This window comes from Tardiphaga sp. P4_G1, assembly GCF_056401215.1.
This window is the reverse complement of record NZ_JBFUJU010000001.1, coordinates 656,638-667,918: the sequence shown is the minus strand read 5'-3', so window position 1 is coordinate 667,918 and position 11,281 is coordinate 656,638. Positions and strand designations below refer to the sequence as shown.

General features: G+C 62.9%; 12 protein-coding genes. 9 read left to right on the top strand and 3 right to left on the bottom strand.

Features of this window, described 5'->3' with window-relative positions:
• The first annotated feature begins 56 nt into the window (after positions 1-56).
• The 5 genes from AC1DUY_RS03280 (at position 57) to AC1DUY_RS03260 (ending at position 4,185) form a co-directional block, all read left to right on the top strand.
• Positions 57-386, top strand: coding sequence for a PepSY domain-containing protein (locus AC1DUY_RS03280; protein ID WP_478112198.1), 330 nt, complete (start codon positions 57-59; stop codon positions 384-386).
• A 16-nt stretch (positions 387-402) separates the two neighbouring features.
• Positions 403-990, top strand: coding sequence for a general stress protein (locus tag AC1DUY_RS03275; protein ID WP_478112196.1), 588 nt, complete (start codon positions 403-405; stop codon positions 988-990).
• Between the two features lie 91 nt (positions 991-1,081).
• Positions 1,082-1,855 (top strand): triose-phosphate isomerase, encoded by a 774-nt coding sequence (tpiA, locus tag AC1DUY_RS03270; RefSeq protein WP_478112194.1) that lies wholly within the window; start codon positions 1,082-1,084, stop codon positions 1,853-1,855.
• Positions 1,856-2,006: 151 nt separating this feature from the next.
• Positions 2,007-2,387, top strand: a complete 381-nt coding sequence (gene secG / locus AC1DUY_RS03265) for a preprotein translocase subunit SecG (RefSeq protein WP_089264515.1) — start codon at positions 2,007-2,009, stop codon at positions 2,385-2,387.
• A 166-nt stretch (positions 2,388-2,553) separates the two neighbouring features.
• Complete coding sequence (locus tag AC1DUY_RS03260; protein ID WP_478112192.1) at positions 2,554-4,185, top strand: CTP synthase; 1,632 nt, start codon at positions 2,554-2,556, stop codon at positions 4,183-4,185.
• Between the two features lie 68 nt (positions 4,186-4,253).
• Here the strand turns inward: AC1DUY_RS03260 and AC1DUY_RS03255 are convergent, their stop codons facing one another.
• Positions 4,254-4,409 (bottom strand): hypothetical protein, encoded by a 156-nt coding sequence (locus tag AC1DUY_RS03255; protein ID WP_158596801.1) that lies wholly within the window; start codon positions 4,407-4,409, stop codon positions 4,254-4,256.
• Here AC1DUY_RS03255 and AC1DUY_RS03250 point away from each other — a divergent pair.
• Complete coding sequence (locus AC1DUY_RS03250; protein WP_478112190.1) at positions 4,408-5,454, top strand: histone deacetylase family protein; 1,047 nt, start codon at positions 4,408-4,410, stop codon at positions 5,452-5,454. The two genes, AC1DUY_RS03255 and AC1DUY_RS03250, sit on opposite strands and share 2 nt — an antisense overlap.
• A 57-nt stretch (positions 5,455-5,511) precedes the next feature.
• Here AC1DUY_RS03250 and AC1DUY_RS03245 read toward each other — a convergent pair whose 3' ends face one another.
• Together AC1DUY_RS03245 and AC1DUY_RS03240 are read right to left on the bottom strand one after the other, a co-directional pair.
• Positions 5,512-8,214, bottom strand: a complete 2,703-nt coding sequence (locus AC1DUY_RS03245) for a CHAT domain-containing protein (protein ID WP_478112188.1) — start codon at positions 8,212-8,214, stop codon at positions 5,512-5,514.
• Positions 8,215-8,226: 12 nt separating this feature from the next.
• On the bottom strand, positions 8,227-8,541 hold the full coding sequence (locus AC1DUY_RS03240; protein ID WP_439077056.1) for a PAAR domain-containing protein: 315 nt from the start codon (positions 8,539-8,541) through the stop codon (positions 8,227-8,229).
• Between the two features lie 131 nt (positions 8,542-8,672).
• Between AC1DUY_RS03240 and AC1DUY_RS03235 the strand changes: the two genes are divergently transcribed.
• The 3 genes from AC1DUY_RS03235 to AC1DUY_RS03225 all read left to right on the top strand — a co-directional run bounded on the left by AC1DUY_RS03235 (position 8,673) and on the right by AC1DUY_RS03225 (position 11,234).
• Positions 8,673-8,999, top strand: coding sequence for an NIPSNAP family protein (locus AC1DUY_RS03235; RefSeq protein ID WP_478112185.1), 327 nt, complete (start codon positions 8,673-8,675; stop codon positions 8,997-8,999).
• 165 nt (positions 9,000-9,164) lie between these two features.
• Positions 9,165-10,022 (top strand): 3-deoxy-8-phosphooctulonate synthase, encoded by an 858-nt coding sequence (gene kdsA / locus AC1DUY_RS03230; RefSeq protein ID WP_120289952.1) that lies wholly within the window; start codon positions 9,165-9,167, stop codon positions 10,020-10,022.
• 36 nt (positions 10,023-10,058) lie between these two features.
• A complete protein-coding gene (locus AC1DUY_RS03225; RefSeq protein WP_120289950.1) occupies positions 10,059-11,234 on the top strand; it encodes an MFS transporter in 1,176 nt (391 codons plus the stop codon).
• Positions 11,235-11,281 lie beyond the last annotated feature (47 nt).

The following is an 11,281-nucleotide window of genomic DNA, read 5'->3' as shown; positions in this document are numbered from 1 at the left end:
CTTTCCGGCCCGCTGCTGCTTTGTTGAGCGGGCGTTCAGGCCTGCCGGGAGACATCATGCGCATCGGTTGGCGATCGGGAGTTGCCGCCTGCGGCATCTGGATGGTGCTCGCGCCGGCAGGCGCGCAGCCAAATCCGGCGATGCAGAATCCCACGGTGACGAAGTCGACGAATTCGCCGCCGACAACAGAAACGCCGCCATTTCCCGGCGCCAATAGTTTCACTGAAGGTCAGGCTCGCAAGTCGTTGGAGTCACAAGGCTATGTCGACGTGTCGCCGCTGGTGAACGACAGCCAGGGAATCTGGCGCGGCACTGCGATGAGCGGATCCAAGAAGATCCATGTCAGCGTCGACTACAAGGGCAACGTCTCGGCGAAGCCGGAATGACGGTGGGGATAGTGCGATGAGCAAGGTGACAATCTCCCGGCTGTTCGACGACTACGCCGACGCGCAGAAGGCCGTTATCAACCTTCGTGAAGCCGGTGTGCCCGAGGACGACATCAGCATCATCGCCAACAATGCCGACAAATGGTACGCGCCCGATTATGCCGCGGGCGCCGGCAAGGGCGCCGCGATCGGTGCCGGTTTTGGCGGGGTCGGCGGATTATTGGCTGGCCTCGGCCTGCTGGCGATTCCCGGGCTCGGACCGGTCGTAGCTGCCGGATGGCTGGCAGCGGCCGCAGCGGGCGCCGTGGCCGCGGGCGCCGCTGGTGGCGTGATCGGGATGCTGGCCGAAGCCGGCGTCGCCGTGAACGATGCCGAGGTCTATGCCGAGAGCATCCGCCGCGGCGGTAGCCTCGTCAGTGCCAAGGTGGAGGCGGCCGACAGGGACAGGCTGGAGGCGCTGCTGCATCCATCCTCGGTCGATATCGCCCAGCGCCGCAGCGACCTGGCCGCAACGGGCTGGAGCAAGTTCAATCCCTTGGCGCCTGACCTTACTGCTGACCAGATCAAGCAAGAGCGCGGGTTGCGGGTCTCCAAACCTGCCTGAACTCCAAGCCTGCCTGAACTCCAGGTCGGCTTGAGCTGATGGATCGCCTCTGTTAGCTCAGATAACCTCTTTCAAATGATAGGATATCCTCATGACTGATGCCGTTCGGCCGCTGATCGCGGGCAACTGGAAAATGAACGGCCTCAAGGCGTCGATGACCGAGTTCGAAGCGATGCTGCGCGGTGCGCCAGATGTGCTGGACAAGGCCGATCTGCTGGTCTGTCCGCCGGTCACGCTATTGGCGACGTTTGCGTCGAAGGCATCGAGCTTCGGTCAGGAGGGCAGCCATGTCGTCTCAGTTGGGGCGCAAGATTGTCACAAGAACGTCTCAGGAGCGCATACCGGCGATATCGCGCCCGAAATGCTGGCTGATGCCGGCGCGACCGCCGTTATCGTTGGACATTCCGAGCGCCGCGCCGATCACGGCGAGACCGATGCCGTGGTTCGCGAAAAGGCGCTGGCCGTCTGGCGCGCCGGGCTCACGGCGATCGTCTGTATCGGCGAGACCCAGGCCGAACGTGATGCCGGCAAGACCCTCGACGTCTGCGGCATCCAGCTGAAAGGCTCGCTGCCGGATGATGCCACCTCGGGCAACCTGATCGTGGCCTATGAACCGGTCTGGGCGATCGGCACAGGATTGACACCGACAGCCCAGGATGTTGAGCAAGTTCATAAGTTTATCCGGGATCGTTTGACTGAACGCTTTAAGAACGAGGGGGCCTCGATCCGCATCCTGTATGGCGGTTCGGTCAAGCCATCCAACGCCAGGGAGTTGATGGCGGTTCCTCATGTGAACGGTGCGCTGGTGGGCGGCGCCAGCCTGAAGGCGGCCGATTTCCTTGCGATCGCGGCGGGCTGTCCCTAACTCTCACGGAATGCTGGAATTTGCGGTCCAGACCGGTCGGCGCGGGGGTGACAATCCCCCGGTGGATCGTGTAGACACCGCTGGATTCAAACCCCGCAAGCCATGACTGCAGCCGGCGATCGGCGCTGCGTGCTTGCGATGGAAGGACACGATGCAAAGCGTCATTATCGTTATCCACCTCATGATCGTCGCGGCCCTGATCGGGACGGTGCTGCTGCAGAAATCCGAAGGCGGCGGCTTGGGCGTCGGTGGCGGCGGCGGTGGCGGCTTCATGTCCAGCCGCGGCACGGCGAACCTTCTGACACGCACCACCGGCGTTCTTGCGGTGGGCTTCTTCCTGACCAGCCTGTTCCTGTCGTGGCTCGCGACCTATGAGCGCAAGCCGACTTCGATCCTGCCGGGCTCAACCGCGCCGGTGTCGCAGCCGGGCTCGCCGCTGGCTCCGCCAACCTCGGGCGGCCTGCTGGATACGCTGAAGAAATCCGACGAACAGCAGGCTCCTGCAGCCCCGGCACCGCCACGCTCGCAATAAAGCAGAGGCGCCATGCAGGACGGGGACTACCGTCCTGCATCAGCAGATCCCATCAAGGGGCTGCAATCATTTCGTTTTTCAAGTCACCCACAGCCTCACCGATTCTCGGCTGACGGCTGCGATTCGTTTTGGCGAATCGGTTTCGGAGCCTTAAAGGTTAAGTCCCATGGCGCGGTACATTTTCATCACCGGCGGCGTGGTTTCCTCGCTCGGTAAAGGTCTGGCTTCAGCGGCGTTAGGCGCGCTGTTGCAGGCGCGTGGCTACAAGGTCCGGCTTCGCAAGCTCGACCCCTATCTCAATCTCGATCCCGGAACGATGTCGCCGTATCAGCACGGCGAAGTGTTCGTGACCGATGACGGTGCCGAGACCGATCTCGATCTCGGCCATTATGAGCGTTTCACCGGACGGCCTGCCACCAAGCAGGACAACATCACCACCGGACGAATCTATCAGGACATCCTCACCAAGGAACGTCGCGGCGATTATCTCGGCGCCACTATCCAGGTGATCCCGCACGTCACCAACGCCATCAAGGACTTCGTTCTGTCGGACAATGACGGCTACGACTTCGTGCTGGTCGAGATCGGCGGCACTGTCGGCGACATCGAGGGCCTGCCGTTCTTCGAAGCGATCCGCCAGTTGCGCAATGATCTGCCGCGCGGCGACACCGTGTTCGTGCATCTGACGTTGCTTCCTTACATCCCGAGCGCCGGCGAGCTGAAGACCAAGCCGACCCAGCACTCCGTCAAGGAGCTGCGCTCGATCGGTATCCAGCCCGACATCCTGCTGTGCCGCTGCGATCGAGATATTCCCAAGGAAGAGCGCCGTAAATTGGGGCTGTTCTGTAACGTCCGCGAAAGCGCCGTGATCGAGGCTCGCGACGTCGACAACATCTATGCGGTGCCCGAGGCCTATCACGTCGCTGGGCTCGACGACGAAGTGCTGGCCGCATTCGGCATGACGCCGAAGGCGCTGCCCGAGCTGAAGACCTGGAACACCATCAACGAGCGTATCCGCCATCCGGAAGGCGCAGTGACCGTCGCCATCGTCGGCAAATATACCGGCATGAAGGACGCCTATAAGTCGCTGACCGAAGCGCTGTCCCATGGCGGCATCGCCAACAAGGTGAAGGTCAATCTCGACTGGATCGAAAGCGAAGTCTTCGAGAACGAAGATCCGGCGCCGTTCCTCGAACACGTCAACGGCATTCTCGTGCCCGGCGGCTTCGGCCAGCGCGGTGCCGAGGGCAAGATCCGCGCAGCGCAGTTCGCGCGCGAGCGTAACGTGCCTTACTTCGGAATTTGCTTCGGCATGCAAATGGCGGTCATCGAAGCCGCGCGAAACCTCGGCGGCATCAAGGACGCCAACTCCACGGAGTTCGGCGAGACCAAGGAGCCGGTCGTCGGCCTGATGACCGAATGGCTGCGCGGCAACGAACTCGAGAAGCGCCACAATGCCGGCGATCTCGGTGGCACCATGCGACTCGGCGCCTATCCGGCGACGCTGACCAAGGGCAGCAAGGTCTCGGACGTCTATGGCGGCGCCACCGAAATCTCCGAGCGCCATCGCCATCGCTACGAGGTCAACACGGCCTATAAAGACCGTCTTGAAAAGCATGGGTTGAAGTTCTCCGGCCTGTCGCCGGATGGCGTGCTGCCCGAAATCGTCGAATACGAGAACCATCCGTGGTTCATCGGTGTGCAGTATCATCCCGAGCTGAAATCGCGCCCGTTCGAGCCGCATCCGCTGTTTGCGTCGTTTATCAAGGCTGCGGCGGCGCAGAGCCGGCTGGTGTGAGACCGGAGGAGCGGATTTGGCGAAGCTGTAATCCGCTGTCGGCGTGTGTGGGACGGAAGGATGGCGGATCACGCTTCATCAATCCGCCCTACGACCGAGTTGCCCATGTCGCTGCGCTCATAAGGGCTGCGCAGACTGCCGATTGATCGGCAGAAACCAATCATGCGAATGATCCCTGAGGCGTCGGTCTTCTGACCGGCCGAACGGACAGAGGGATGATCCATGCGCGCTTTCTATCACCCGGATCAGGCAATTCATTCGCCGCAGCAATTCATGCGTTACGGCCGCTTCGTGCCCATCAAGGATTCGCCGGTTCGCACCGAACGACTGATCGGCGCTTTGGCGCGGCACGAGATCACGCCTGAAAAGCCGGCGGAGTACGGCACTGCGCCCGCGCTGACGGTGCATACGCCGGCTTACGTACGCTTCTTGGAAACCGCGTGGGATAATTGGGCGCAACTGCCTGACCACGGACCGGAAGTGTGGCCGCAATATTTCCCGTATTGGAGCGGGCGCCCGGAAGAGGCTGCACGGCGGGATTGCCCGGCAACCGGATTTATCGCTCAGGTGGGCTGGTATCTCGGCGATCTGTCGGTGCCGATGGGCCCCGATAGCTGGCGTTCCATCCTGCGCTCATCAGAAACAGCGGTCACTGGCGCAGACGCTATCGTCGGCGGGGACCGCGCTGCCTATGCGCTGTGCCGGCCGTCGGGCCATCACGCGCGCGCCGATCGCGGCACAGGCTTCTGCTACCTGAATAACAGCGCGATTGCCGCGCAGCGATTGCGCAGTCGCTTTGGAAAGGTGGCGATCATCGATGTCGATGTTCATCACGGCGATGGCACGCAGCAGATTTTCTATAATCGTCCAGATGTGCTGACGATCTCGATCCACGGCGACCCCACGAATTTCGTGCCGTTCTATACGGGCTATGCAAGCGAGACCGGCCATGGTGCCGGCGAGGGCTTCGATCTCAATCTACCCTTACCGCCCGGTGCCGGTGGCGCTGAGATGAATGCAGCGCTCGACACGGCGATCGAACGCGTTCGCGCATTTGGCGCCGAGGCCCTTGTGGTGGCGCTCGGCTTCGATGCCCATCGGGATGATCCGATCGGCATCCTGAAGCTGGATGCAAAAGACTTCGGAAGCGTCGGGGCCAAGATGCAATCGCTGGGTCTGCCGACGCTCGTCGTTCAGGAAGGCGGATACGGCATCGATGCGATCCAGGACTGCCTCGATTCCTTCCTGACTGGCTTCAGGCAAGCGTAGTTCGGATGGGATCACGTAGGGCGGATTACGCTTCACCCTACGGCTCAGCCACAGGTTTCAGCTCTCGAAGAATACAAACGCCGCCCAGACCGACGGGTCTTTGGCGGCCGTGATCTTGCCCTGGATCGCTTCGATGCGGACCTTCCGGAGCGCGCTGGCGTAATCGAGTTTCTCGTCGGCCAGCACCTGATAGAACCGCGCCATGAAGTTGGAGGTGCCTTCGTCTGCGACCTCCCACAATGTCAGCAGCGAACGCCGGGCGCCGGCGATGGCAAGGGCGGTGGGCAAGCCGCGCACGCTGCCAATCCGGCTGGGATCGCCGAGCGCGGTTTGGCAGGCGGACAGCACGACAAGGTTGGCCGACGACAAATCCCAGTTCATCAGCTCGTGCGCATAAAGTACGCCGTCATTGTCGTCGCGCTGCGGCGGGCGGCTGAGATCGGGGCGCGAGGCAACGAGGCCGCTGCGCCAGAGCGCGTCGGTGCGGTTAGAGGCGGTCTTGTAGAAGCCGTGGGTGGCGAGATGGATCAGGGACGCGCCTTTGGCGTCGGCGCGGATCGTCGCTTCGCCGCTGTCGCTGCCCGAGAGGATGGTAACGACAAGGTCGCGCTTCTTCAGATCGGCGCTGACCGTATCAACTTCGGTCTTGGTCGAGGGTAGCTCATTGGCGGCGCCGGCATAGTCGAGCCCGCCGACCAACAGCGCCTTGTCGCCCGATGCAAGCCTGTTGTCGTTGTTCGCAAAGAACAGCGCGTCGGCGCGCGTCATAATCCGGGTGTCGTAAATCTCGTCGAGATAGCGGCCCGTAGCGTCCTGCAGCATCGCGAAGGGCAGGCTGTAGAGTTCGGCATCGGGGACAAGAAACAGTCGTTTCACGTCGGCGAGCTGTGGCTTCAGCGGTCCGAGCAGCGTGTCATGGAGGCGACGGAAGAGCTTTGCACGATCCGGCGACGTCGCATCGACTGCGAGGAAGCTGTCGAGCGGGCCGAGATCGAACAGTACTGGCGCGGTGTCGTGGCGGCGGATCACGGCCTGCAGCCGCATCTCCGGTTTTGGCGCGATCGGATTAACGCGGTTACGGCGGCCGCTGACGAAGAAGTCGACCAGCGCGTCTGATCGTTCGAGCCTTTCCTCGATCGATGGGAGCTGGAGATCGGTCGGCGCCTTGTTACCCATCTTCGCCGCAAGCGCCTGCCGCGCGTCCTGCAACTGCCTGAGCACGTCGCGCGCGTCGTCATCGATCTTGCCCGACGACAGCAATTCCTGCTGCTGGCCGGACAGTCGCAGCACGGTTTGCGCCAGTGCCTTGGTGGCGTCGTCAGGCAGCCGGTCGGCCGTCAGGCGCAGCAATGTGCGTTCGCCATCTTCCATTGTCTTCCAGCGCGACACTGCATCGGCATAGGCGATGGCCGCGGCTGGTTCGACCAGCGCGTAGCGACCGAACTCATACAGGATATCATCGGCCAGCTTGCGCATGGTCTCGGCGACGTAGCGGTTACCGGCGGTGCCGACCTCGCGCAGCATCCAGCGGAACGCCTGCTGCTCGACATCCTTGAAGGTCGCCAGCGTGTCCTTGTCGCCGCGCTTCATTCGAGTCATCGCGACACCGAGCAAGGCATCGAACGTGATCGGATGCTGACGCGCAATGGTCGTCTGCGAACGGTGATAGGCATCGATCCGCAGCGCCAGCGCGCGGTCGGTCTCGCCATGCATCTCATACTGATCGGCAGCGAGTTGTGCCGCCTTGATGCGTAGGAGATCCGGTGCGCCGTTCCAGTCCTTGACCTTGGCCATGGCTTCCAGATCAGGGCGGCTCATCTGCTGGTCGGGATGGAAATAGGCTTTTGTATAGGCGATCCAGACATTGGCCTGCTGGATATGTTCAGAGCGGGGATCGGCGAGTTCGGTCGCGCAGCGCTTTTGCACGTCGAGCGCGCGTAGTGTTTCGGCTTCGTTGCCCATGGCCAGATGGTTGAGCGCGAGATTGCTGGCGCTCACCAGCGCCTGGATGCTGCCATAACCGTAATGCGCGATGCGCTTGCGGAGCAGCGGCTCGTCGATCGCGGCGGCGACATCGGGATGCCCGACCATGCGCAGCGCTTCGGCATAGTTATTCTCGGTGCGCCAGGTCAGCGGTTCGCGGTCGCCGAGTGCCTTTCGCGCGTTGAGGTAAGTCTCTTCGGACAGGTTGAGGCCGGATGCGACGGCGCCGTTATTGGTCAGTAGCGTCGCGAGGATGTCGCCCCCGGCAATGTCCTGCGCTGAGTTCGGGCCGTATTCCGCGCGCATGCGCTTGCGAGCTTCGGTCGCCACGGGGATGCCGAGATCGTATTGATTGCTGCGTTCGAGGAAGCGCGCATATTCGAACCAGAATGTAACCGCATCGCGGCCGCCGTCGCGCGCGGCACGGGTCTTGGCCGCTTCGGCAAAAAGATCCGACGCGGTCGCCTTGTCGCGCCGCCGCTCGAACGAACTGGCGGCATTGAGATAGGCCGTGATTGTGAGGCTGTGATAGTTGCTCTGCGTGACCTCGCGGAGCGCATTTTTCAGCCGGTCGCGGCCGCTGCCGTCGTTGCCTGTGCGCAGCGCGTTGAACGCATCCTGAATCTTGGCCGTGAGTTCACGCTCGCTGGGTGCGCGGCTGTTCTGCGCTTGGGCGACGGGGGTGAAAGCCGGCAATAGGATGAGGCCACTGGCGATGGCGATAGCAAGCCGAGCGGCAACGCCGGCGGCCCATTGCGCCCGGGATGACAAAGACATGTCCGGCAGATCTTACTTGCAGCCCGACGTGCTGTCGCCGGCTCGGGCCATCGGCTTGCCGTTGATGAACACGCCAGTGCTGCCGGAGATTGTCTTGCCGCCACATTCGGTGCTGCCACCGACGACGGCTGCAGGCTTGCCGTTGATGTAGACGCCTTTCGCGCCTTCGATGATCTTGCCATCGGTCGTGGTGTCACCGACGCGCGCCGCCGGCTTGCCATCGACCATCACGCCGGTGGCGCCCGACGTGATCTTGCCGGGCTGTTGAGCGGCGGCAGACACAGTCAGTGTCATCAGGGCGACTAGCGACAAAAGGGGCTTTTGCATCGTGGATCCAAGTCGGTTGCGTCACAGGCGGCATGATGTAAGCCTGACGTTGCGCAGGCAAGGGACGATGCCGCAACAAGCCATGCGTTAGAGTCTTTCAAGGCTGACAAAAAGGGAAGGAACCAAAGCCGATGATCTATGAATTACGCGTCTATCGCTGTTTGCCGGGACGTTTGCCGGCGCTGATCAAGCGATTTGAATCTGTCACATTGAAGCTCTGGGAGAAGCACGGCATCCGGCAGTCCGGTTTCTTCACCACGGTGATCGGCGAATCCAATCAGGAACTGACCTACATCCTCAAATGGGAATCGCTCGCCGAGCGCGAGAAGGTGTGGACCGCCTTCATGTCCGACCCGGAATGGATGTCGGCGCGCGCCAAGTCCGAAGAGGACGGCCAGATCGTCGGCAATATCGTCAGCCAGCTGCTGGCGCCGACAGCGTTCTCGGTGCTCAAGTAAGCCCAACCGGGCACGGCTCCATCGGTCCGGCGCGGCACAGCCGCCCCGGTCAGATTGGAGGTGTCGCCCGCCGCAACCCTGATATTCCGAGTGGCGGGATGGGCCTGATCCGGCTTGCATCCCGCCCGGTCCTGCGGTCATGGTCGCCAGAATAAGGAGACCATTTTGACCGCATCCTCCACAGCCGCACCCGTTGTCGCACTCGGCACCGTCCGCTTCGGCAATGCTCTGCCGATTTCGGTGATCGCCGGGCCATGCCAGCTGGAAAGCCGCGCGCATGCGCTCGAAGTGGCCCATGCGCTGAAGGAGATCGCGAACCGGCTCAAGATCGGTCTCGTCTTCAAGACCTCGTTCGACAAGGCCAACCGCACCAGCGCCTCCGCGGCGCGCGGCATCGGCCTCGACGATGCGCTGCCCATCTTTGCCGAGATCCGCGAGACGCTCGGTTTGCCGGTACTGACAGACGTACACGAGAACGATCAATGTGCCCGTGCCGCCGAGGCGGTGGACGTGCTGCAGATCCCGGCCTTCCTGTGCCGGCAGACCGATCTGCTCCTGGCCGCGGCCGCGACCGGCAAGGTGGTCAATGTGAAGAAGGGCCAGTTTCTCGCGCCCTGGGACATGGCCAATGTCGTCAGCAAGCTGACCTCGACGGGCAATGACAAGGTGCTGGTCACCGAGCGCGGCGCGTCGTTCGGTTACAATACGCTGGTGTCCGACATGCGGGCGCTGCCGATCCTGGCGCGGACCACCGGCGCGCCGGTGATCTTCGACGCCACCCATTCGGTGCAGCAGCCGGGCGGCAAGGGCACGTCGTCGGGTGGCGAGCGCGAATTCGTGCCGGTGCTGGCGCGTGCGGCTGTTGCGGTCGGTGTGGCCGGTGTCTTTATCGAGACCCATCCCGATCCGGACAACGCGCCGTCCGACGGACCGAACATGGTGCCGTTGCGTGACTTCGAAGCGCTGGTGAAGAACCTGATGGCGTTCGATGCGCTGGCCAAAGAGACGGCGGCGAAAGCGTAACATGCAATCCCGGTTCGCGGCGCTGGCAGCGTACTGATGCCTCCGGTCCTCAACATCATCGCACTGGCGTCCTTCGCCGCCGCGCTGTCCATGCGCGCGCTGGACCCGGTGCTGCCGCATGTCGCCGACGATTTGTCCATCACGGTGGCAATTGCCGCCGGTCTGGCATCCGCACTGGCCTTTACCTTCGCCATTGTGCAGCCGGCGCTCGGTGCTGCCGCCGACCTGTTCGGCAAGCCGCGCCTGATGATCGTCTGTCTGGTTCTGCTCGGCATCGCCAATATTCTCGGCGCGATCACCACCGACTATCCGCTGCTGCTGGCGACGCGCGTGCTGGCCGGCATCGGGGCAGGCGGGGTGTTTCCGGTGACGCTCAGCCTGACCAGCGATCTGGTCGGGCCGAAGCTGCGTCAGGTCGCGCTGAGCCGCGTGATGGCCGGCGCCATGACCGGCAATCTGCTAGGCTCGACGGCGTCCGGCGTGATCGGTGATTTCTTCGGCTGGCGCGGCGTGCTGGTCATCCTCGGCGGTCTTGCGATCGTCGCTTCCGTCGCTGTGGCGTACGGCTTCAAGGGCGCTGCGATCATCAAGCCGACTGTGAAAGCCGACTTCGGCAAGCTTGCCCAAGGCTACAAGGTCATTTTCCGCAACCCGAACACGCTGATCGTCTACAGCGCGGTGTTCATCGAAGGCTGCTGCATCCTTGGCCTGTTTCCCTATATCTCGTCATTCCTGTTCGACCGCGGCGTCACAAGCCTCTCGATCGCCGGCCTCGTGATCGCCTGCTTTGCCGTCGGCGGCCTGTTCTACACGGCGACCGTGTCGCGCATGCTGGCGCGGCTCGGCATCAACGGCATGATGATCTATGGCGGCATCGTGATCGCGATCCAGCTCGCCGCCACTGCCTTCAGCCCCAATTGGCAGATCCAGGCGCTGAGCCTGCTGCTGATGGGCTGGGGCTTCTACATGCTGCACGGCTCGTTGCAGATATTCTCCACTGAGCTGTCACAGGAAGCCCGCGCCAGCGCCATGTCGCTGCACGCCTTCTGCTTCTTCATGGGCCAGTCCGTCGGCCCGATCGCCTATGGCTTCGGCCTCGCCCATGCCGGCAAGATGCCGACACTGTTGACGTCAGCCGCCATTGTCTTCGCGCTTGGATTTGCGGCCGCGAAGCTGCTTAAGCCGACAAAACCGGCCGATGCGAAAGCTTAGCCCCGCCTGCGATACGGCGCGACGCTTTATTTGCTTCAGGCACTGAG

Excerpts from the sequence above, each read along its gene's own strand:
- AC1DUY_RS03280 (WP_478112198.1), top strand. The coding sequence starts at position 57 with ATGCGCATCGGTTGGCGATCGGGAGTTGCCGCCTGCGGCATCTGGATG.
- AC1DUY_RS03275 (WP_478112196.1), top strand. The coding sequence starts at position 403 with ATGAGCAAGGTGACAATCTCCCGGCTGTTCGACGACTACGCCGACGCG.
- tpiA (WP_478112194.1), top strand. The coding sequence starts at position 1,082 with ATGACTGATGCCGTTCGGCCGCTGATCGCGGGCAACTGGAAAATGAAC.
- secG (WP_089264515.1), top strand. The coding sequence starts at position 2,007 with ATGCAAAGCGTCATTATCGTTATCCACCTCATGATCGTCGCGGCCCTG.
- AC1DUY_RS03260 (WP_478112192.1), top strand. The coding sequence starts at position 2,554 with ATGGCGCGGTACATTTTCATCACCGGCGGCGTGGTTTCCTCGCTCGGT.
- AC1DUY_RS03250 (WP_478112190.1), top strand. The coding sequence starts at position 4,408 with ATGCGCGCTTTCTATCACCCGGATCAGGCAATTCATTCGCCGCAGCAA.
- AC1DUY_RS03255 (WP_158596801.1), bottom strand. The coding sequence starts at position 4,409 with ATGGATCATCCCTCTGTCCGTTCGGCCGGTCAGAAGACCGACGCCTCA.
- AC1DUY_RS03245 (WP_478112188.1), bottom strand. The coding sequence starts at position 8,214 with ATGTCTTTGTCATCCCGGGCGCAATGGGCCGCCGGCGTTGCCGCTCGG.
- AC1DUY_RS03240 (WP_439077056.1), bottom strand. The coding sequence starts at position 8,541 with ATGCAAAAGCCCCTTTTGTCGCTAGTCGCCCTGATGACACTGACTGTG.
- AC1DUY_RS03235 (WP_478112185.1), top strand. The coding sequence starts at position 8,673 with ATGATCTATGAATTACGCGTCTATCGCTGTTTGCCGGGACGTTTGCCG.
- AC1DUY_RS03225 (WP_120289950.1), top strand. The coding sequence starts at position 10,059 with ATGCCTCCGGTCCTCAACATCATCGCACTGGCGTCCTTCGCCGCCGCG.